Origin of the sequence: Mammaliicoccus sp. B-M6 (assembly GCF_022386965.1) — a bacterium.
GTDB lineage: Bacteria > Bacillota > Bacilli > Staphylococcales > Staphylococcaceae > Mammaliicoccus > Mammaliicoccus sciuri_A.
In genome coordinates this window covers 18,354-41,946 of record NZ_JAJNHJ010000012.1, presented here as the reverse complement: position 1 = coordinate 41,946, position 23,593 = coordinate 18,354, and the positions used below count along the sequence as shown (strand labels likewise).

Annotated in this window: 21 protein-coding genes; 5 read left to right on the top strand and 16 right to left on the bottom strand. The window is 33.8% G+C overall.

The annotated features are described in order from the left end of the window. Window positions 1-181: 181 nt before the first annotated feature. The 7 genes from LQ693_RS06285 to LQ693_RS06255 form a co-directional block, all read right to left on the bottom strand. On the bottom strand, window positions 182-1,804 hold the full coding sequence (locus LQ693_RS06285; protein ID WP_107590457.1) for a BCCT family transporter: 1,623 nt from the start codon (window positions 1,802-1,804) through the stop codon (window positions 182-184). Between the two features lie 339 nt (window positions 1,805-2,143). After that, the gene (locus LQ693_RS06280) at window positions 2,144-2,833 is read right to left on the bottom strand and encodes an LrgB family protein (RefSeq protein ID WP_037560312.1); all 690 of its coding nucleotides are present in this window, start codon (window positions 2,831-2,833) and stop codon (window positions 2,144-2,146) included. Continuing rightward, on the bottom strand, window positions 2,830-3,213 hold the full coding sequence (locus tag LQ693_RS06275) for a CidA/LrgA family protein (RefSeq protein ID WP_048540515.1): 384 nt from the start codon (window positions 3,211-3,213) through the stop codon (window positions 2,830-2,832). Before LQ693_RS06275 ends, LQ693_RS06280 begins: the two co-directional genes overlap by 4 nt. A 148-nt stretch (window positions 3,214-3,361) precedes the next feature. After that, complete coding sequence (cidR, locus tag LQ693_RS06270) at window positions 3,362-4,258, bottom strand: cidABC operon transcriptional activator CidR (RefSeq protein ID WP_107565373.1); 897 nt, start codon at window positions 4,256-4,258, stop codon at window positions 3,362-3,364. 35 nt (window positions 4,259-4,293) lie between these two features. After that, window positions 4,294-5,628 carry a sodium-dependent transporter gene (locus LQ693_RS06265; RefSeq protein WP_025907258.1) on the bottom strand — a complete coding sequence of 445 codons (1,335 nt, stop codon included), beginning with the start codon at window positions 5,626-5,628 and terminating at the stop codon, window positions 4,294-4,296. A 70-nt stretch (window positions 5,629-5,698) separates the two neighbouring features. Continuing rightward, a complete protein-coding gene (locus LQ693_RS06260; protein ID WP_275066760.1) occupies window positions 5,699-6,679 on the bottom strand; it encodes an FAD-dependent oxidoreductase in 981 nt (326 codons plus the stop codon). 16 nt (window positions 6,680-6,695) lie between these two features. Then, window positions 6,696-7,259 (bottom strand): PadR family transcriptional regulator, encoded by a 564-nt coding sequence (locus tag LQ693_RS06255; RefSeq protein WP_107565371.1) that lies wholly within the window; start codon window positions 7,257-7,259, stop codon window positions 6,696-6,698. 172 nt (window positions 7,260-7,431) lie between these two features. Between LQ693_RS06255 and scdA the strand changes: the two genes are divergently transcribed. The 4 genes from scdA to LQ693_RS06235 all read left to right on the top strand — a co-directional run bounded on the left by scdA (window position 7,432) and on the right by LQ693_RS06235 (window position 10,316). Beyond that, window positions 7,432-8,115, top strand: coding sequence for an iron-sulfur cluster repair di-iron protein ScdA (gene scdA, locus LQ693_RS06250; RefSeq protein WP_025907252.1), 684 nt, complete (start codon window positions 7,432-7,434; stop codon window positions 8,113-8,115). A 25-nt stretch (window positions 8,116-8,140) separates the two neighbouring features. Next, on the top strand, window positions 8,141-8,896 hold the full coding sequence (locus tag LQ693_RS06245; RefSeq protein ID WP_239703120.1) for a class I SAM-dependent methyltransferase: 756 nt from the start codon (window positions 8,141-8,143) through the stop codon (window positions 8,894-8,896). Between the two features lie 58 nt (window positions 8,897-8,954). Beyond that, entirely contained in the window at window positions 8,955-9,392 is a 438-nt protein-coding gene (locus LQ693_RS06240; protein WP_107565369.1) for a VOC family protein, read from the top strand. Between the two features lie 111 nt (window positions 9,393-9,503). Continuing rightward, complete coding sequence (locus tag LQ693_RS06235; protein WP_239703111.1) at window positions 9,504-10,316, top strand: nuclease-related domain-containing protein; 813 nt, start codon at window positions 9,504-9,506, stop codon at window positions 10,314-10,316. Between the two features lie 300 nt (window positions 10,317-10,616). Here LQ693_RS06235 and LQ693_RS06230 read toward each other — a convergent pair whose 3' ends face one another. The 9 genes from LQ693_RS06230 to LQ693_RS06190 form a co-directional block, all read right to left on the bottom strand. After that, entirely contained in the window at window positions 10,617-11,585 is a 969-nt protein-coding gene (locus LQ693_RS06230; protein ID WP_025907246.1) for a sugar phosphate isomerase/epimerase family protein, read from the bottom strand. 12 nt (window positions 11,586-11,597) lie between these two features. Then, the gene (locus LQ693_RS06225) at window positions 11,598-12,638 is read right to left on the bottom strand and encodes a Gfo/Idh/MocA family protein (protein WP_182670652.1); all 1,041 of its coding nucleotides are present in this window, start codon (window positions 12,636-12,638) and stop codon (window positions 11,598-11,600) included. Window positions 12,639-12,655: 17 nt separating this feature from the next. Further along, window positions 12,656-13,372: a ThuA domain-containing protein gene (locus LQ693_RS06220; RefSeq protein ID WP_025907242.1), complete on the bottom strand. Its 717-nt coding sequence runs from the start codon at window positions 13,370-13,372 to the stop codon at window positions 12,656-12,658. Between the two features lie 15 nt (window positions 13,373-13,387). Continuing rightward, window positions 13,388-14,464, bottom strand: a complete 1,077-nt coding sequence (locus LQ693_RS06215) for a Gfo/Idh/MocA family protein (RefSeq protein ID WP_107565367.1) — start codon at window positions 14,462-14,464, stop codon at window positions 13,388-13,390. A gap of 294 nt (window positions 14,465-14,758) precedes the next feature. Further along, window positions 14,759-16,411, bottom strand: a complete 1,653-nt coding sequence (locus LQ693_RS06210) for a Na/Pi cotransporter family protein (RefSeq protein WP_107565366.1) — start codon at window positions 16,409-16,411, stop codon at window positions 14,759-14,761. A 151-nt stretch (window positions 16,412-16,562) separates the two neighbouring features. Continuing rightward, on the bottom strand, window positions 16,563-16,928 hold the full coding sequence (locus LQ693_RS06205) for a Na-translocating system protein MpsC family protein (protein WP_025907236.1): 366 nt from the start codon (window positions 16,926-16,928) through the stop codon (window positions 16,563-16,565). A gap of 29 nt (window positions 16,929-16,957) precedes the next feature. Continuing rightward, window positions 16,958-17,440 carry a carbonic anhydrase gene (locus LQ693_RS06200; RefSeq protein WP_025907235.1) on the bottom strand — a complete coding sequence of 161 codons (483 nt, stop codon included), beginning with the start codon at window positions 17,438-17,440 and terminating at the stop codon, window positions 16,958-16,960. 51 nt (window positions 17,441-17,491) lie between these two features. Next, window positions 17,492-20,041, bottom strand: a complete 2,550-nt coding sequence (locus tag LQ693_RS06195) for a DUF2309 domain-containing protein (protein WP_107572885.1) — start codon at window positions 20,039-20,041, stop codon at window positions 17,492-17,494. Next, window positions 20,025-21,554, bottom strand: a complete 1,530-nt coding sequence (locus tag LQ693_RS06190; RefSeq protein WP_025907231.1) for an NADH dehydrogenase subunit 5 — start codon at window positions 21,552-21,554, stop codon at window positions 20,025-20,027. Before LQ693_RS06190 ends, LQ693_RS06195 begins: the two co-directional genes overlap by 17 nt. A 389-nt stretch (window positions 21,555-21,943) precedes the next feature. Here LQ693_RS06190 and mbcS point away from each other — a divergent pair, with 389 nt between their 5' ends. Next, window positions 21,944-23,530 carry an acyl-CoA synthetase MbcS gene (mbcS, locus tag LQ693_RS06185; protein WP_107572884.1) on the top strand — a complete coding sequence of 529 codons (1,587 nt, stop codon included), beginning with the start codon at window positions 21,944-21,946 and terminating at the stop codon, window positions 23,528-23,530. Window positions 23,531-23,593: the final 63 nt, after the last annotated feature.

The following is a 23,593-nucleotide window of genomic DNA, read 5'->3' as shown; positions in this document are numbered from 1 at the left end:
TGATTAGCATACCCGATACAGCATATGATGTCAACTGTTCTTTTTAAATTTTCAGTCAATTTAATGAAGAAATTATTCATTCAAAATGATAGTTGTTGCGAACACTTCAGTGTTAGATTGTTTTAAAAAATTAAGATATAAAAATTTCCAACAAAATCATGAGATTTTGTTGGAATTTTCTTTATAAGTTATCGTCTTCTTTTTCTGCTCGTACTTGAACGATTCTTAATGATCGTCGTTCAACTGCTTTTAATTTTTCAGCTCGTTCTTCTAATTTAATTCGATCTCCGCCTAGTGTCCGGATAAATGAAACCATCATCATCACAAATATAACAGTTAGAGGCACACTCGCTAATATGGATGCCGTCTTCAAGACGTCTAAGGCTCGTTCTCCACCTACTAACATTAATGAAAATGGTAATAAGCATAATGCAAACGCCCAGAATAAACGATTTGCTTTTAATGGTTCGTCTATGACTTCTTGTTGAGTTGCTGCTGCTAATATATATGATCCTGAATCAAATGTTGTTGCTAAGTATAAGAATGCTGAGATTAAGAATAGGACAATCATTACTTTTGGAAATGGTAATTGATGCATCACTTCTATTATAGTGGCTTCAGCGCTATGTTGATTCAAGTATTGAATGACATCAAATTGTCCTGAAATTTGTAAGAACACTGCATAGTTACCAAAGATACCAAAGAATAATACACATCCTAAAGTTCCATAAATAATTGTACCTAATACGACTTCTTTTAACGTACGACCTTTGGAAATTCTGGCAATAAATAAGCCAATAAATGGTGCATATACTAACCACCAAGACCAATAGAATATCGTCCAATCTTGTGGGAAGTTTGTTTCTTTTCTATCACCAATACCTCCAAATGGTTCTAACCATGTTGCCATTCTAAAGAAATTCTTCAACATATTTCCTAATCCTGATACAGTCGTTTCCATAATAAATATCGTTGGTCCAACAATCAGTACGATTCCTAAAATTAAGAATGTTAGCCAAACGTTAATATCGCTTAATTTTTGTATACCTTTTTTCAAGCCTGTATAAGAACTAAATGCAAAGATGACCGTAATGATGAGTAAGATAATACTTCTCATAACCATATTTTCACCGTCAAGTCCTGTGAGTCGCTCTATCCCTGCAGAAATCATTGGCACACCTAGTGCTAATGATGTCGCCGCACCTCCTAACAATCCAAAAATAAATAAAATATCTACAATTTTACCGAGTAATTTATCTGTTTGACCTTTTAAAATTGGTCTACATGCTTGGCTGATTTTATAGATTGGTTTCTTCTTAACAAATACTAAATAACCAATTGGCAAAGCAGGTAACACATAAATCGCCCAAGCTATTGGCCCCCAATGAAACATGCCATACATCGTTGCATATTCGAGTGCCTCATCCGTCATACTACCTGCACCATAAGGCGGCACTTGATAATAGTATGCCCATTCGATGACACCCCAGTATAAAATGTCTGAACCGATCCCCGCACAAAACAGCATCGAAATCCAACTAAAATTATTAAATTCAGGTTTATCACTTGCTTTACCTAAAGTGACATTCCCGTATTTCCCAAACGCTATGTATAATACAAATGCAAAAACAATCAATCCAAGTAATAGATACCATGCACCTAATGAATCCGAAATAATATCATTGATACTTGTGATGACTTCTTGACTAGCTTTAGGGAATACCATCATCGGTATAACAGCGATAAGTAATACTGCAACCGTCCCATAAAATGTCCACCAGTCCATTACTTTATGTTTCTTCACTTCTGAACACTCCTCGTTGTCGATTAATGTACATCGTTAAATAATCATTTTTAATGAACACGATGATTTAAATCACAATGAAGACGATATAGAAGTTTTAATAAAAATGCAAATTACATACAATGAAAAGCATCATTACTTATGAATAAATATATATAAACCTCATTTTATAATCATTATAAATATTGCTATAACGGTTGTGTTAAGTTAAAATTTAACGAACGTAACGAATCTAACGTTCTTTTATTATGTATTTTTATACATGTTTTACGAATATAAATTTATATAAAAAAGAAGGAAATATGACATGAATTTTGCCATATCTCCTTCTATATCTCATTAAATATAAGTGGTCATTAAATAAAGTACTGGTAACATAATCGCACTGAGTACAGCTGTTAAAATCATACCAATTGTGCTAAACGCACCTGCTTCAATATTAGATTCCAAAGCTTTTGCTGTACCAAACGCATGTGAAGCATTACCATACGTTAAACCTTTTGCTAAATCACTTGTAAACTTCGCTTTACTAATATAAAAATTACCTAAAATACTACCAATTAAACCTGTCGCTATAATAAACATAACTGTTATCGTATCTGTTCCACCCATTTGGTGAGACACTTCAATACCTACTGCTGCTGTCATCGATCTAGGTAAAATTGTGACAATCGTTGAACTTGGATATCCCATTAAAAAGAGAACTCCATAAATAAGAACAAAGTTAACCATGATACCAGCTAATACACTTGAAATAATAATTTTGAAGTTCGCGACAATCAACTTTCTATATTTATATAACGGATACGCTAAACTCACAACTGAACAGTCTAAAAATTGATGAATCCATGAACCGCCTACCATGTAGTCTTTGTAATTCATACCTAATACTAATAAAATAGTGACAATCATAATTGAAGCAATCAGTGCAGGGTTGAGTATAGGATGTTTGTATTTAATTTGTAGTTTCTTAGCGATGATAAAACAAGCTAATGTTAAAAGTACCATCAATAAAGATTGTATAATCATGATGCATTCTCCTTATCCGTTTTATTAATATTTAAAAACTTCTCACAAACATAACCAGATGACAGTGCTACCAAACTTGTACTCACTATGAGTAACACGACCATAATGATATAACCTGGTCCAATCTGATCTGCAATATCCATAATGCCTACGATGGAAGGCACGAAAAATAAAATCATAACATTAATTAATTTATTAGCACCGACTTCTATCCATCGTTCAGGTAAAATACCTGTTAGAAGTAATAAAAATAATAATGCTAGTCCAACAATACTACCTGCAATTGGTATATGTAATATTTCTTGAAGCCATTTACCAATTTGAGTAATCATATATATGAGAGATACTTGAAATAGTATCTTTATAAACAATTTAATCATATGCGCTCATCCTTTTAATAAGACGTTATAGACAATATTATAGGACGGTTCAAAGTATTAATAAAATACATATTATCGATTTAACATATTCCACTTCGGAATAGTTTGATTATATTTTATTGTTCAAAGCAAAAAACAGGCTAGAACATTATGTTCCAGCCTGTTTCTTGATTAGTGATTCTTTTAGAAATAATATCCATTCTTTCGTAACTCTGTTAACATAGGCACCCTTTTTCCAAATTAATCCGAGATGCCAATATATCTTTTCACCTTCAAGTTCAATCATTGTCACATCATCACTCATTTGTTCAGCAATACTTTGTGGCACAATAGACAGACCAAGTCCTCTTTCTATCATATTGCTGATAAAGGTAAGCTGTGATATTTTAGCAACTGTCTTTGGATAGAAACCCTCTTTCCTGCAGTTCTCAATAATCATATCTCTTAAATAATAGTCATCGTGAAACAAGACAAATTCTTCATCTTTCAATTCTCTGATTGAAACTTGATGTCTCTTGGCAAGTTTATGTGACTTATTCACTACTAAAAACAATTCCTCTTTATAAAGTGACACGCTGTTATATTTAGATGAGTCTACTGGTAATGTCGTCACACCAATATCTACTTCATCTTTATTAATATAATGTTCTACCGCTTTACCGCCACCTTCAGTAACTTCGTATGTGACGTTAGAATATTTACCATGAAAATTCTCGAGACTATCTGTTATAAGATCCACTTTAATCATAGGCGACAAACCTAATCTAATATGTCCACGTTGCACTTCAAAGATATCATTCAGTTCGAGCGTCAAATGATCAAACAGCGTTAAGAATTCTACCGCTTTATCGTAAAATACTTCGCCAGTATCTGTTAGTTTAATGTGTTTTTGTGAACGATCAAAAAGCGTGACATCAAATTCGTTTTCAAGGTTTTTTACAGCTTTACTAATTGTAGATTGCGCTACAAATAAATGTTCTGCAGCTTGGGTCATACCACCATTTCTAACAATTTCCACAAAATATTTTAACTGTTTAAATTCCATTTGCTATACCTCATTTCATGGATTTCATGACAGACTTAAAGCGAACAAATAAATACGATAAGTATAATAATCGGAATGATATATCTCATTAAGAATTTCCATAATTTAAACCATTTTAAAGACAGTTGATTACCCATTTGGAATTCTCGTTTTACGATAGCTTGATCCATTCTAAACGAAATAAATATTGCGATTAGTAAACAGCCAATTGGTAATAATATGTTGCTCACTAAATAATCTGTTGCATCAAATATAGACTTTCCAAAAATCGAAACATCTGCAAGAACACCATATGATAGTGATGACGGAATACAAGCGATAAATGTCAATAAGCCTAATATCCATACTATTTTTGAACGCGATCTTTTGCCTTCTTTTTCGAAAGCTGAAATGATAATTTCAAATTGACTAAATGAAGAAGTCAATGTCGCAAATAAGAATAACAGTAAAAATAACGTTAAGAATACTGAACCAAATGCCATTTGACCAAATACATTAGGTAATACGATAAATAATAATCCAGGACCTTCAGTAGGTTCTAATGAGAATGCAAATACAACTGGGAATATCGCCATTCCTGCTAATATAGACACGATAATATTCATAATCGATACTGACATAGCTGACGTTGGTAAGCTTTCTTTTTTACTTAAATATGAACTATAAGTAACCATACATGAGAATCCAACAGCTAAAGCGAAGAATGACTGACCTAACGCATATAATACGCCTTCAGCTGAGAAATCTTTAAAGTTGAAACTAAAGAAGAAAGATAAACCTTCAGACGCACCTTCTAAAGTTACTGCTCTCACAACAAGAATAATAAAGAATATAAATAATAAAGGCATTAATACATTATTGGCACGTTCAATACCTTTTTTAATACCAAAGTTTAACACAACAACATTCATCAATATAAAGACAAACACACCGATTAATACAGTAAATGGTTCTCCTATAATTTGTTCAAAGACTTTACCGTAGTTTGTACCATCAGATATAAGATTGCCTGTTAATCCCAATGCTGTATAGATTGTAATCCAACCACCTACAACACTGTAAAAGGATAATAATAAGAAACATCCAATAACACCAAGTCTGCCCGTTATTCTCCATGGTGATTTAGGTGCTAGCGTATCATAGGCCGCAACAGCTTCTTTGTTTGTTGCACGTCCAATGATAAACTCCGAAATCAACATCGGTAATCCGATAAATAATGTAAATATAATAAATAACAATAAGAAGGCGCCACCACCGAATTGACCTGCAACATAAGGAAATTTCCATATTGCGCCAATACCGATTGCAGCACCTGCTGATGCCATAATAAATCCTATCTTAGATGACCATTGATCTCTTTGATTGACCATGTTATCACTCCATTCAGTTCTTCCTTAATTGAAGTATAACGTAAATTAATCATCTACACAGTAAGAATTTTTATGACATTTGTTCTACATCTGTAAATATACTGCCCATTTTTATAGCAGCATTATCCGAAAACATTAAATCTAAATTATCTTGAGATTCTTGCGCGTGTTCTTCAGAAGCTTTGTACATTTCATCTTCGTAAGCTGCTATCACATCTTCTAAATTGTCATGATTTTTAAATGCACGTGCTAATAAATACGCATCATATAATGCTGTATTAACACCTTCGCCAGCGAATGGGCTCATAACGTGAGCGGCATCACCTAACAATGTCACATTCGATTGTCGTTCCCATTTGAAACCAATTGGTAATTTATAAATTCTTCTAAATAAAGGTTGATCATCAGCGTATGAAATGTATTTTAAAAGCTCTTTATCCCAATCTTTAAAATCTTGTAATAAACGTGATTTTAGTTGGTCAGGTGACAAAGCTTTATACGTATCTAAATCTTTATAAGGCATGCGATAAGTGACATAAACTTTAATTGATCCATCACCGTTCAATTGCCCGAGTATAGCTTGATCACCGCCAAGCGCCATGATTTTACCATTCTTATTAAAAGTGACTTTAACTTTATGATTATCTAACGTTTCTATTGCTTTAAATTCATAATGGTAACGGATGTTTTCTGGATTAATTTCGTTAAGAATCATATCGCAAAGTTCACCACGATCAATCTCTGGTCTTCCGCCTTCACCTTCTGCATCATCTTCAAAATACAATGTGCCATCTGGTCCTAGAATTTTTGTATCTTCGCCTTCAAATCTTGCCATACTTTTAAATGTTTCAATAAGACCAGCTTCTTTAATCGGCAATTGTCCGGATTCTTCGTGAATGTCTAACGAACCACCTCTATTGCCATTAATATTGCGCTCACCTTTTTCAAATATCGTAAATGGAATCCCTTGTTTCTGTAATAACAAACCGAGCATTAAGCCACTAGGACCTCCACCTATAATTGCGACTTTATTATTTTTATTGCTTTTCAACATGTTTACCTTCTTTTTAGTTTTTATATAAGTTTTTTGCTTTTTCTTTTGTTTCATTTATAAATGATTCGAATTTCGCTTTTTTCTCATCATCTTCCATTGCTTCTCTTCCCGCTAACATAATTTCTTTAAATAAATCTCTAAGTTGATTTCGTGCATCTTCCATTGCTTTAATATCAACATTTTGGAATCCTTCTAATCGTTTCGTAAATTCATCTTGATCGATGTTTTCATTTAAAAATGTTTCGCCTTCATCTGTAATTGTATAAACTTTTTTATTACCATCTTTAGAAATTGATACAAAGTCTCTATCTTCTAACATTTGTAAAATTGGATAAACTGAACCTGGACTTGGTGCATAGAATCCTTTAAACCTTTCTTCTAAATCTTTAATGACTTGATAACCATGTTTCGGTTCTTCTTTTAACATTTTTAAAATAATCAATTGTAAGTTCCCTTTCTTAAAGAAACGATCTCTTCCCGGATGACCGCCAAAACCTTTACCAAAATCAAAGCCATCACGATTCATCATATGACCTCTGTGATTGTTAAATCTTCCCTCAAAATTTCTTCTAAACATATAATCACCTTTCTTCTTTTCGATATATCGGAATAAATTTTATCGACATCTTTTCACACCATATTTTTTACAATTTTATGTAATTTTCATGGAATTCCCTAATACTGAGAATGTTTCTCATATAATATAATTGAGATATATAGAAGGTAAATATTTTAAAGGAGGTCATTACATGATTACTAAAGAGCGTCATGTTGCTGATGTCGTAACAGATATTCCAAAGTCTGCTGATATTTTTCGTAAATACGGTATCGACTTTTGTTGTGGAGGTGATGTATCCATTGATGAAGCCGTGTCTAATAATAAAAAGGTCGATTTAGAAACATTGTTAAATCAACTCAATAGCATACCTGTCGATCAACAAAATGGTGGAATTGATATTAAATATTTAGATGCTTCATCACTTATTCAGTACATTCAATCTCGATATCACAAAGCTTTGAGAACTGAATTTCAAAACTTAACACCTTATGTTACAAAGTTGGCTAAAGTTCACGGTCCAAGTCATCCATATTTATTAGAACTAAAGGACTTATATACTAAATTGAAGTCTGCATTATTAGAACATATTGACGAAGAAGATCATCAGTCGTTCCCTAAACTTTTAGATGTATCAGCAGGTAAACAAGTTGATCAATTAAACGAAACGATTACATCTTTAGTTGATGAACATGATGAAGCTGGACAATTATTACGAGAAATACGTGCCATCACAAACGATTACCAACCACCTCTAGAAGCATGTGGTACTTGGAGACTTGTCTATCAACGTTTAGAACAATTAGAACGCGACACACATGAACATGTTCATTTAGAAAACCACGTATTATTTAAGAAATACAAACATCTACTTTAAAAACTTTTTAAAGGAATGATTCATTATAAAGAAAGAAGTAGGACATACATTTTTAGCAAAGTTAGGTAAGAAAAGATTAAGACCTTGTGGAAAAATTGCGACAGATTGGCTCATTAAAAAAGGGCATTTCACGAAAGATAAATATGTATTAGAAGTTGGATGCAATATGTGTACAAAAGCTATGCAAATTGCAAAAACTTACGGATGTAGAATTGAAGGTGTCGACTTAAATGCTAAAGCTCTAGAAAAAGGTATTAAAAATGTATCATCTGCAAACTTATCTCATTTAATTAATGTTCAAAAAGCTAATGCGATGAACTTACCATTTGAAGATGAACAATTTGATATAGTATTAAATGAAGCGATGCTTACAATGTTGCCAATTAAAGCGAAAGAACAAGCATTAAAAGAATATTATCGCGTCTTGAAACCAGGTGGCATCGTATTAACACATGATATCGCCATTATTAACGTTAAATCTAAAGATGAAATTATCCATCATTTAAGCGATGCCATTAACGTTAAAGTAACCCCACTACCAACAGCAGAATGGTATAAACTTTATCAAGATGCTGGTTTCAAACAAATAGAATCGCACATTGGTGCGTTAACACTTATGACACCAGCTGGTATGATACGAGACGAAGGTGTATTTGGTACACTTAAAATTAAAAAAAATGCCTTAAAAAAAGAAAATCGCTCTATGTTCTTTAATATGTTTAAGACAATGAAACGATATAAAAAAGATATGAATTATATTGTTCATGCTGTTAGGAAATAACCGTCTCAACAGATATAATAGTTATAATATAACTATTAACTGAATTGGAGATGTAAACATGAAATTAAATAAAATGGACCATGTAGGTATAATCATTGAAGATTTGGAATCTGTTAAAGAATTTTTTAGTACGTTAGGATTGGAACTAATTGGAGAACAAAATATTAACGGTGAATGGATTGGCAATATTTATGGTGTAGATGCTTTAGAAGCAAGCATTGCTATGATGAAAGTTCCTCACGATGAAACAGCTATAGAACTCATACAATTTCGTGACCAATCATCAACGACTAACAAATCTATACATTTCCCAAGAAATATAGGTGCTAGTCATTTTGCATTTTCAGTTCAAAATATTGAACAAGTTGTAGAACAATTGGCCACAACATCTTCTCATGTGATTGGAGAAATTACGCAATTCGAAGACATCTACAAATTGTGTTATATCAAAGGTCCAGAAGGCATTTATATCGAATTAGCAGAAAAACTCAAATAAGTTATGATAAAAACATTTTGGAAATCAAGATAAATGGTTTCTAAAATGTTTTTATTTGTATTTTAGTGGAATATTATATATAATAAATGTAAAAAAATAGGAGGTTGATAGATGGAACTCACACTATATAACAAGGCAATCTTTGGTCGAATAGATGCCAATCAAGACACCCAAGAAATTTATCGACAAATCCAAGGAGAAGAAGGTGAACAAATTGTACAACAAATGTTAGATAAAGAACTTAAGTTAAATTATGTACATAACATTGAATTAAATATAAAGAACCAAATTCAACTCGATTTCCTCATTGTAGATGATGATAAGATGATTAATTTAGAAGTTAAACACTATAAAGGCGACTATTATATCATCGATAATCAAATGAAAAATAGTTACGGAAATATATTCCAAACCCCTTTTTCACAAATGAAAAGAGCTGAATATGAACTCGAACTGATTAAATCACATCTCAATATTAAACGAGATATTATATCTTATCTCGTATTTACAAACCCCACATTTACACTTCACTCTGACATACCTAATCGTAAACAGGTACTGTTACCAACAGAGTTACACAAAATTCCAAGGCTATTTAATAATTTTAAAGTAGACGAAAATAGAGCCATCCTCAATAAAATCAAAACACTTAAGCAAGACTTTTCCAAGACCTATCCTAGACATATGATTCCATTCGAGCAAATCAAACCAGGCTTAAGATGTCCACATTGCCGTAAAATCAACCAAATACAATTAGATAAACGAATGAGATTCGGTCATTGTATGTATTGCTCAAGACAGATACAGAGACAGTTACTTTACTTAGAAAATTTAAAAGAATTATACGTATTAAAAAATGAGCCATTTACATTGAAAGAAGCAGAATTGTGGTTGGGATGCGCATGCTATCAGAAGAGTATGTAAAAGTCATTTTAAAAAGAAAGGAAAACATAAAAGTTATTTTTATTTATAGAATATTACCTTCTTAAGTATGAAATTTGGGCTCTTCTTGGCTTTACTCCTTCTTTAAGCCAAGACTTAGGCAATCTCTTGGCTTTACTACCTCTTTAAGCCAAGATTTGAGCCCAAATTTATAAAATGACTGTATGTTTTTGTATATTTCTAATTTTTAAAAGTGAATCTACAGACCCCATCTCCCTAGATTCACCCCCCTCAAAAATTAAAACCATGGTATCAGCACTCAAGCTGAAACCATGGTTTTATTCATGCCCACCATATATTTCCTAATGATTCGTTTATATTCACTGTTTGTAAATTATGTGCTGCTTTTTGGAATCCTTCTTCTACTGACATGATTGGGTCTTCATGTTCTATACTCACTACATAATCATATCCATTGATTCTCAATGCACTTATAATATCTCCCCATACTTGTGGGCTATGTCCATAACCGACTGTTCTGAATGTCCAAGCTCGTGTTTGAACTGAACTATACGGCTGCATATCTGTTAATCCGTACATATTGACATTTTCTTGGTCGATATAAGTATCTTTTGCATGAAAATGATGAATCGCACCAGCTTTACCTAAAATTTTAATAGCTGCTATCGGATCAATGCCTTGCCACCATAAATGACTCGGATCTAAGTTCGCACCAATCGCATCGTTTGTCGCTTCTCTAAGTTTTAAAAGTGTATGTGGTGTATGTACTGAGAATCCAGCATGTAGTTCAATACCTATTTTAACGTTGTGTTCTTTAGCAAACTGCGCCGCTTCTTTCCAATAAGGTATCAACTTCTTCTCCCATTGCCACTCTAATATTTCTGAGTAAGCTGTTGGCCACGGTGTTACTGGCCAGTTTGGATGTTTAGCGTCTTCATCTGACCCCGGTATACCTGAAAATGTATTAACAACTGGGACACCTAGAATTGAAGCTAATTTTACCGATTTAATAAATGTCTCATGTGCTTGTTTAGCATGTTCTTTATCTGGTGAAACAGGATTGTCATGACAACTAAATGCACTGATTTCTAATCCGCGTTTCTTGATAGCATCCATAAATGCTTGTCTTTTACTTTCATCTTCTAACAATTCATCTACATTACAAAAATGGTTACCCGGATTCCCACCTGTACCGATTTCGACCATTTTCAATCCTGAATCTGCAACATGATCTAACATTTCTTCAAACGTTTTATCTTGAAAAAGTACTGTAAATACACCAATTTTCATATGTAACACCCCTTATTTTAATTTAACACTCGTACCTTGTTCACTACTTTCATAAATTGCATCTATTAATGCACTCACGCGTCTAGCTTCTTCAGGTTTCACGACTAGCGACTCTAGTCCTAAACAACTGTTCACAAAGTTTAAAGTCTGACGTTCTGCAGCAATATTTTCATTATGTTCAGCATATGCTTGTTCGTTGAAAAATGTACCAAATCGAGGTTGATAAATTTCAAATGGATAAAGGTTAATGCCACCATCTACACCAGACATACTTAAGTGAATTTTATCTTCTTTAATATTCGCAGACCATGAGCATTCAAACTGCATCGTTGAACCGTCTTCAAATGTTATAAATGAAGATACATGATCATCTACTTCAAACGTTTCATGATCAAACGTTCCCCAATCATTGATTTGATTAGGTGTCTGACTTAAACGGTTGTACGTCTTGCCTAATACTTCGACTGGTTCCGCATCAGTTTGTAACCATAAAGCAAGGTCTAATAAATGGCATCCGTAATCAATTAGACTGCCGCCACCTTGAAGTTGTTTATTTGTAAACACACCCCAACCTGGCACTTTTCTTCGACGCAATGCTTGTACTCTCGTTACAAGCGAATCACCTACAACACCTTCATCAATTGCACGACGAGCTGTTATTGCAGCATCTGTAAAGCGATAATGATAGCCTATTGCGAGCACTTTACCGGATTGATTTGCCGCTTCAATCATTGCATCACATTCTTCTCGATTCATAGCCATTGGTTTCTCACAAAATACATGTACACCTGCATTTAACGCTGCAACTGTTATTTCTGCATGAAATTTATTTGGTGTACATATGACGACTGCATCTACACTTTTAAACATCTCCTCATATTCTGAAAAGACATTTGGAATTTGAAATTGTGATGATACTTTTTTAGCGAGTTCTTGATTAACATCTTGTACACCAACAATTTCAACTAAGTGATTTAATTTTTGTAAAGCTGGTATATGTCTGTTTTGTGCGATACCGCCGACACCTATAACACCTAGTTTAAGTTTATCCATAAATATAATCTCCTATTTTATTTCTTACTAATTTCTTCTAAAGGTTGTGCGTTACCATATTGATGTTTAGGTGTGCGGTCATTTTTCGCCCACTTAACAGCATTTTTAATAACTTGTTGAATTTCTTCATTATAATAAGTAGGGTAACTTTCGTGTCCCGGTCTAAAATAAAAAATCTTTCCGTTTCCGCGCTTAAATGTCGCACCACTTCTAAATACTTCTCCACCTTCAAACCAACTAATAAATACTGTTTCATCTGGTGCCGGTATATCAAAGTGTTCGCCGTACATTTCTTCTTTTTCCAATTCAATATATTGCCCTAATCCATCTGTAATTGGATGTGTTGGATCAACTACCCAAAGTCGCTCTCTATCATCTGCTTCGCGCCATTTTAAATCACATGTCGTTCCCATCAAACTTTTGAATATTTTAGAGAAATGTCCAGAATGTAACACGATAAGACCCATACCATCTAGTACACGTGCTTTTACTTTTTCGACGATTTCATCTTTCACTTCATCATGTGCTTTATGACCCCACCATAACAAGACATCAGTCTCAGCTAAGACTTCATCCGTTAATCCATGTTCCGCTTCATCTAATGTTGCTGTTTTAACGTCATGTTCTTCGCCTAAAAATTCAGCAATAACATTGTGAATACCATTAGGATAAACTGCTTTAATTTCTTCACTTTCTACTTCGTGTCTATATTCATTCCATACTGTTATGTTCATTAATAAAACCCCTTCTTAGTCAAAATATACTGCTTTACCTGTCTTAGCTGATTCATAAAGTGCTTCTAATATTTGTGTAATCACAATTGCTTGTTCTGGTTTCACAACAGGCTCTGTATCATTAAGAATACTGTCAATCCAACTACGTGCCTCTACTTCAGCTTCGTCTACTTTTTCACCTTCATAAAAGTCAACGCCTTTATTTTCAAGTTCTACTTGCGTTGTATATAAAGAACCAAAGTCTTCTCCGTGGATTCTTAAGCCATCTTTCATATCGGCACCGCCTTCAGTACCAGATAATGAACATTTTGCTTCATCTACTTCTAAAGAGTTTAACGCCCAACTTGATTCAAGCATGATTGTTGCACCATTTTTCATCTTAATAAAACCGAAAGCTGAGTCCTCTACTTTGAACTTTTCAGGATCCCATGGTCCCCATGCATTAGCTGCATTTTCTTTCTTACCTAATTTATGGAAAGTTGAACCCATTACTGATTCTGGTTCGTAATTATCCATCATCCATAATGTTAAATCGAGTGCATGTGTCCCAATATCAATTAAAGGACCGCCACCTTGTTGTTCTTCATCTAAGAAGACACCCCAAGTCGGCACTGCTCTACGACGAATAGCATGTGCTTTTCCGAAATAAATATCTCCTAAGTCACCACGCTCTGTCGCTTTATGTAAATATTGACTGTCAGGTCTAAATCTATTTTGATAACCAATCGTAAGTTTCTTGCCATTACGTTTAGCCGCTTCAATCATTTCTTGTGCTTCTTCTGTCGTCTTGGCCATAGGTTTTTCACACATAACATGTTTACCTGCATCTAATGAAGCAACCGTTAATTCCTTATGAGAACTGTTCGGTGTACATACATGAATGACATCAATAGCATCATCCTTTAAGAGTGATTGGTAATCTTCGTAAACTTTCGCATTCTCCGTACCATATTCCTTAGCTGCTGCTTGTGCTTTATCAATATCAATATCACAAAAAGCAACAATGTTCACTTCAGTTATTTTTTGCAAACTCGGTAAATGCTTACCATTCGCAATACCACCACAACCAATAATTCCTACATTCAAACTCATATGTACAACCCCTTTTATGTATTTATGCGACAGTTAATAATATTAAGCAATCGCTTACATTTTGTTTATATAACTATGTTAAAATAAAAAACAATAAACACCAACGAATAACACTTGTAAAGACACTTATATTTTACATCTGAATATATTTTCATAAGTTAAAAATATTTTCAGTATGATAAATAGAAAAACAACTGAATTATGTGAAGTAAAAGACCACAAACAAAATCGCATATTATAAAAATACCACCTCATTTCTACCTGATTTAATCAGCAAAATGAGGTGGTACTTATTTATATTTTCACTTCAGTTGTTTGTGTGTATGAATGTTCTCCGAGGTTAATCATGGATTCTGATATATTTCGTGAATGGTAACCGATTCTTTCGAGGATGGATATCATGTCGATATATACAAGGCTACCTTCTGGTGAACATTCTCCAGAGCTTAATCTCTTGATATGTTTTTTACGTAAGTCATGCTCTAGTACATATGAGTCTTGGCTTCGTTTCACAACTTCGTCTTTTTTCAGATTGTCATAAACATCAAATACTTCAAACGTTTTTTCATATGAAATTTTTACGTGATCATATAATCGTTCGATACTTTCTTCTGCTTTTGATGAAATTTGAATATCAGCTGATTGTTTCTTCTGCAATTCTTCTAAGTATGATTCTGTTAACGTTGATACTTTCAATATTGTTCTATTAACATCATATAAAACAGATAGCCTTTCAGCATCTTTAGCTGATAGTTTCTTCTCAGATAATTTATTTAAATATTGACGTACATTATCATACATATTATCTACTGCAAGGTGTTTATCTTTATGCTTTTTAATTGCTTTTTCATCAATATTTTCAACATTATTCAACATTGAAACAGTCATTTTACCGATATTTTGAATTTCATCTTGAGCCTCTTGAAGTGCGATACTAGGCGCTCGATTAATTAAATTATTATCAAGATATTTCGGTTTATACTTCTCATTTACATCTTCACCTGGAATGATTTTCGTTACAATCCAAGTTAATGCAAAGATGAATGGTAGTTGTATAAGTGTATTTGTTACATTGAATGTTCCGTGTGCAAATGCTATAACCATTTTTGGATTTAAATTCATAGCGTGTTGAATCCATTCCATCGCCATTTCATAAAATGGTAAAATTAATAAGAATATTGTCGCACCGATAACATTAAACATAACATGCGCCATTGCAACACGCTTAGCAGCGATAGAGCCTGCTAAACTTGCTAATACAGCTGTAATCGTCGTTCCAATATTATCACCTAATAAGATAGGTAATGCACCATGCAATGAAACTAAATCATTTGTATAGAAACCTTGTAAAATACCAATCGTTGCACTTGAACTTTGCACGATTAACGTCACAAATGTACCTGCAAGTACACCTAATATCGGCGTAGAAGACATATCTAACATAATTTGTTTAAAGCCTTCTAAATTAGCAAGTGGTTTCACCGCACCACTCATTAATTCTAGACCATAGAATAGTGATCCAAATCCGAAGAAAATCATACCGATATTTTTAACTTTTCTTTTTTGAATGAAGAAAATTAAAAACGCTCCTAATGCTAGTATTGGTAAAGCATATTCACCAATGTTAATCCCAATAATAAACGCTGTGACCGTCGTACCGATATTGGCACCCATGACAACACCTATTGCTTGTCGCATCGTCATAAATCCAGCACTTACGAGTCCGATTGTGATAACCGTTGTTCCCGAACTACTTTGTATTAAAATTGTCACGATCATACCTGCAAGTACACCCATAATAGGATTACTTGTAAATCTATTTAATATACCTCTTAATCTATCTCCTGCTGCTGCTTGTAAGCCATCGCCCATTTGTTTAATGCCGTATAGGAAGATACCTAAACCACCGATGAATGTAAAAATCATTTGTAATGCCGAGAGTTCCATAACACACCTCTTTAAAGTTATTGTAACCATTGTGAATAATAAACTATAATTGTTAAGCTAATGTAAATTTTTAATTAAATTTTATTAAAATTATGATTATCTTTCTATTTTTTATTTTTAAAGGGTTTTCATTATCGATTTCTGGCAATTATTAATTAAAAAGTTCTTCTATATTATGATGCATTTTAAAAATCATCATACGTTCACCTGTACGTGAACTTAAATCTGTATGGAAACTTTTGACGTCTTGTTGGGTAATATCAAATATCATTTGGTATAAATGTTCCATATCTGATTCTACTAATTTTGAACGTGTACGTTTTATACTCAATAAACCTTCTTGTGTTTCACATACGCTATATTCTGCAGGTGTAAGGACACCTTGTAAATCAACAATAATCATATCTCTTAAAATATCTGTCTTAACAGATAGAGAGCCTCTACCTAGATATTCTTTTTCCCATTGTGTAATGGCTTTACTAATTTTTGATTCACATGCTCCTTTAGTCATTTCCATATTTGTCTCTCCTTAATGCTAATTTTGCTTTATGTTAAATGTTCAGCAATTGTTTCAATATTATTTTGATTGATGGTCATACCGTTTATTGTAATACCAGATGGTATTAGTGGATGATTAGACACTTGATGAATGCTTTGTTTAATACTTTGATGAATATCACTTTCACCATTTAACCATTCATGAATATTGTCACTACTAAACTCAGGCTTACAATTTTCAAATAAGTAATCAAGTGTTTTAATTTTTTCTGTATGACTTTTGACACTTTCAGGTAATGCGATCACTTGTTTATCGTCTGACTTTCTAATGATATAAACATTCTCTATATCATATTCGTAAATCGCGATAATAATAGACCGCATCACATCACCATATGCATGCGCAATTTCTGCCTGAAAGCTTTGTATCGACATCACATGATTTGGGTTGAAATTTAAAGATTCTACAAGTTGGCTTTCTAGATGTGTATTTAAATCAGATAGTATGAGTATATTTTTTTCATCATTCATATTATACATCCTCTCGAGTCCTGGACATAAATTGTTTTCCTGCTCATTTATTTACCATTTATGCCATTCACCATTTTCATCTATACTTGATAGCATTAACCAATCATTTTTAACTTTCGTGTTAAGCGCAGTATTTTCTTTGAGTAGTTTACGAATGTAATCATTCGGCGCTTGTATCACAACTAATAATCGAATCGGTGCATGATAATATTCCCCATCAGCTTTCATAACTGATTGCCAAGGTAAACCTGTCAGTAAATCACTACCGTTTCCTTGCATAACACCAATGCCACTCGTCACCGTCTGGGTGATTTTATTGCCGCTTCCGTAATAGTAAGGTGCAACTGTTGAAGCATAATATTGTAAGTTAATCCATTGAGCAACTGTCGCCGGCCCACTTAAAATTGTATTTAAAATTTCACCATCATGATCTTTCGTCCAGTCATAATTATGCAAGAACGCGCGACCATTTAATTGTGATTGCTCTGTTAATGTTCTCTTACCAATTACAAATGTTGCATTTCTAGCTAATCCCCATTCTGGTCGAATTTCACTCCAGTCACTTGCCAACTGTTCTGCTTTAGTTGTCGATTGTTCGTTTGAATGTTCCATACCTGGAATATCTTTAAGTCTTAAACGATTTGCTTGATGCCCAGCTTTAGGCAAAGCTAGTTTTAATTTTTCTAATGCGCGCTCAGCTTGATTTGAAAGTTGTGGCACATATAGCCATTCTAATTGATCAGTTGTCGTGCTATGTTCAGCAGCAACAAAGATTGTATCTTCCGGAATTATAATGTGATAGCTTTTGAGACTTTCTCTAACTTCAGGCAAATTACACAAAGTAGCTAATACTTTCGCATTGAAACCACTCGCTGAACCACCACATGCACCACAATCTAATGAAGCTGCATAAGGATTGTTTGCACTATGACTACCGTGTCCGCATATGACCACTAACGGCGCAAAATCTTCCGTTAAATCCATTAATTCCAATGCTTCTCGTGCGTAAGTAAGCTGTTCTTGTTTCGTAAACCCAATAGGTAAATCACCAAACCGATTGGGTGCATGATCTATAGAAAGTTTCGTTTCCGGTTTATTCATAAGATTTTTATTAAATCGATTGACCAAATATCCCGTACGTTTAGGCATAAAGCTTCTCGCAATCGTTTGTACACTTAGCCATGAACCTGTTAGTTCTGGAAGCAACAGACTTGGTAATACATTTTGTTTCATTTTTTTAAATGTATAAAATATTGACGAAATACTTTTTTTCTTTTCAACGTAATGATTGGATTGATGTGCATCTTCGTATTCATAAATCTTATGTTGCGGTTTATTCATTACTGGTAAAGCATTATGTGTATGTTGATGTCCGAGTTCACACTTTTCAATTGGTAATCCAAAGAATCCTGCAATGCCAATCGTTTCGAAAGGACCTTCCATTTCTAATTGTCTTCTAAAAGGTTCCGAACGCGTATCAATACAAAAAGCGAGCTGTGCCTCTACAGGTGCTTTATCATCTTCATGATGGATATGAGATTGAATTTCACTTTGTAATTGTGACGCATATGTATCTTCCCAAGCTTCAAGCAATAATTTATGTTGTGTAATACGATCAAATTGATGTGCAAATGCTATATAGTCTTCTCGTTCACCTTGAGATAATGCGAACCAATTTTCCAACGTTAAAATGCCAGTTTTAAACCAAGATAGCACTAGAGAAATGTCATGGTCAGTATGTTGTTGTTCTTGAGCATGCTCACTCATCAATGTCCATTCCAAAGCCAATCTTATAGCTAAAAAATCCGTCAGCAAGTTTAAACGTTCGTCTTTCCAAAGCATCATACCTGCCCATCCTGGTAAAGCCAACAAGTGTATTTCAAGATATGATTGTACTTGTGCTTCTGATATACCAAGTTTGTCTAAACAACTTTCTATTGTTTCAATAGATGTTGATGGTAGCATTTTTATTTTATGCCTTTCTGCCTTCGATAAAGCAGGATCCAAATGAGCTAACCTCTTCCAGTTTTTATAGAAACCTTTACCATCTTTATGGATTGCCCATCCTGATTGATTATCATCAAGATATAATTTACTCCACTTAATCACTTGTGCATTCAACTTATCTAAATACGTCTGTCCAGAATATTGTTCAATACGCGTACTTAAAATAATGTCATCATCTTGTTGTTTATTTAGTGCAACATTTTCTAATGAGGTTCTTAATTGTTGTTGATCTTGTTCAGTAAGATTTACTTTGTGAGTTCTATTAAACAATATGCTTTCAGCGTATTCTCTTAACATCACTTTGTTTAATGGCGTATTATCGTTCGATAGCCATGCCGATAATCGTTCTTCTATATATTCCTGTTTAATTTCTCCATTTTCAATTGCAGCAAATAATAAACTTTCGTTCGGATACAAATCGACATCCTGTACCTTTTGAAACCATCTCGCAACATCTTCAAAAGTACGATCTTCTAAACCTGCCCAAGGATGTCTCGCTGCAAATATATTAATAGGAGAAAGTGGTGTTATGACACGACTCGCCTCTTTAATTGAATATGTGATGTCATTTTGTAATTCAATTGTTTGCGTCATGTTGATAACCTCCTTTAAACGTATGATTTTTCAAATAGCGTGGATGTGTTTCAATATTTTGCACTTTCGATTCACCTAAATGTACAATCCATAAATATATAATCGTGACGATTTTTGATGAATGATTTCTTGCAACCCACAAGTTCAGTGCACTTCCTATTAAAAGCAATACAATCATGATAATGACTGCAAATATAGGTGTATGGTTCACATTTGTTGCGTATTGATGTAACAAATCATGGAATAAATGATGTACACCAAAGTAGGATAAACCAACAATTAATAGTGCTAATAATCCAATGATTCTACCTAACTTACCCTCACCATATGCGACCAGTTGCGTCCATGAAACAGACAATGACCAAGCTAAAATAAGCGCACTGATGATTTGGTAACTACTTGTCGGATCCATAAGCCAAAAGATAATACCAATCATAATTGATAATAATCGACCAACTAGAACCCATATATATGACACACTTTCATTCATTCTTGAAGGCATATCAAAAGTTCTTACAGCAGAACCAGAACGTAAAAATAATGTCGCTTTAAATAATCCATGTAACATAAGATGAACGATAGCTGCTGAATAAACACCTAAAGCACATTGGATAAGCATAAAGCCCATTTGTCCAATCGTTGAACCTACTAACTGCCTTTTGTAATCCACATGTACTAAACTAATGCCCGCTCCCATCAATACTGAAATCGTTGCGATAATGATAAGTAACCCAATTATCCATTCATTTGTAAAAATCGGTGCAAATCTCGTTAAAATGACGCCACCTACATTTACAATACCGGCATGCATAATCGCTGAAACTGGTGTTGGCGCCGCTACAGATTCTATTAACCATCTATGAAATGGCCACTGAGCTGCTGGAATGATGACCGATATCACTAACATCAACTGAATAACCACACCTTGCCATGAATCAAATTGGTCAAGATGACCATTACTAAAAATAGTAGACTGTTGCCATTCACCCGTTATATTGTATGTCAGCAAAATCGCGATTACTAAAGCAATCCAACTAACGATAAAGATCACGCTAGTACTTTTCGCTAAACGTTTTGTAATATGCCATTGTTTGTTTAAACCGATTAAACGCGTTAAACAAAATAACGTTAACCCCCATAATATCGCCATTAATCTTAAATCATTACTTAACCAAGCAACTGAAGCAAACACCGTCAGAAAAGTAAATAATGAAAAATATTTACGATACTGAGCATCTCCATCTAAATAGCGTACGGAAAACCTTTGAATAATAAGACCAATGCTCAAAATAAAGAGTGCGAGCAACCATGACAATTTATCTAAATGCCAAAATCCTATATATGTATTTCCGCTTGTCATACACAAGCCAATTAATGCGATAAGCACTGGTATAAATGCGATTACTAAGTGAACATTAATATATGTCTTTGCCACTTTTGGTACTAAATATATGATGCTACTTATAAGCGCTAATCCAATTGAAATAAAAAATAATACTAATAAACCTGTCATGTCGGTTGCTCCTTTTCTGTTAAAAGCAATAAAAAAAGCCGACAATTTAAAACAAACCTCTCGTGCAGATTTGCTTTAATTGTCGGCTTCAATCAAACTAACGCTTACCGTTATTTTAATTGCTTCCTTATTATTTATATGTAATCTTTTTGAAATTTTTAATCGTGAGTCATTGCACCGTTTTTACTTTTTCAATTAGCCAATATCGATTAGCCACTTGCTAAAGTTTAGATGCTATGAATTTTTTATATACTTTAATAACATATATTTATTTTTAGCAAATGTCAATAGTTTGACTATTTAAAATATTCTATAGTTTCATTTATTCGTATTAATGATTATTCACTGTTAAAATAAAACAATATATTAAACAAAATGAGGAGGTTAACATGAATAGATCAGACTTAATAGCACCAGAAACATACAATATTGTTAATGAAATCGAAAGACATGCAGCAGATGAAACGAAAGAAGCCATAATATTCGAAGATGTCGATGGCAACGTACAAACAATTACGTATGCTAAACTCATCCAAAATTCAAATAAAGTGGGCAACATCTTTAAAGCACAAGGCCTTCAAAAAGGCGACAAAGTACTTATAATGATGCCACGCTCAATAAAAACATATGAAGTATACATTGCTGCACTCAAACTTGGCCTTATTATCATTCCAAGTTCAGAAATGTTAAGAACTAAAGACTTACAACATCGCATTACACACGGTGAAGTCAATGCAGTCGTAGTCATTGATCAATGTACAGGCGAATTTGATAATATTCAAGAATATGATCAACTCACTAAATTTATTGTAGGCTCTAAACAACAAGATTGGATTTCTATCGATGAAGAAATACAAACTGCAAGCTCAGAACTTACAGTTGATGAAACAAAACGTGATGATATCGCAATATTATCATATACATCTGGTACAACTGGATTACCAAAAGCTGTTATACATACACATGGATGGGGATTTGCGCACATCCAAACAGCGCCAAAACATTGGTTAAGTATTACAGACCAAGATACTGTATGGGCAACTGCAGCACCAGGATGGCAAAAATGGATTTGGAGTCCATTCCTATCTATATTAGGATCTGGCGCCATCGCATTTGTCTATAACGGCAAATTTAATGCTGCTAAATATTTGGACTTACTCGAAAAACATCAAATTAACGCATTATGTTGTACACCTACTGAATACCGATTAATGGCTAAACTACCTAATCTTTCAGACTATACATTAAAAGATTTACACAGTGCGGTATCAGCTGGTGAACCATTAAATAAAGAAGTCATCGAACAATTCAATCATAACTTTAACATTAAAGTAAGAGATGGATATGGCCAAACTGAGAATACATTACTCATCGCATTTTTAAAAGATACAGAAAGTAGACCAGGCGCCATGGGTAAAGCAATACCAGGTAGTCATGTTACTGTAATAGACGAAGATGGCGACCCAATAACTAACGGTGCGACAGGAGACATTGCCGTATCATTAGATTCACCATCATTATTCCAAGGCTACTTTAAAGACGAAGAACGTACCGAAAAATCAAAACGCGGAAACTATTATGTAACTGGAGACCGCGCAAGTTTAGACGAAGATGGCTACTTCTGGTTTAAAGGTAGAGAAGATGACATTATCATTAGTTCAGGATATACAATCGGACCGTTTGAAGTAGAAGATTCACTCACAAAACATCCGAAAGTACAAGAATGCGCAGTTGTCGCAAGCCCAGATGAAATCAGAGGTAATATTGTCAAAGCATTTGTCATCTTACAAAATGATATCGTAGGCGACGACGCACTCGTCAAAGAATTACAAACTTACGTAAAAAGTGACGTCGCACCATATAAATATCCAAGAGCAATCGAATTTGTATCCGAGCTACCTAAAACAAACTCAGGCAAAATACGCCGCGTTGAATTAAGAGAAGCTGAAAAAGAAAAATATCATCAACAATCATAGGAAAAGCAGTGATTGGAGGACGAGACAAAATGTATGTCTCGTCTTTTTTGTTTGAGGTGAGAT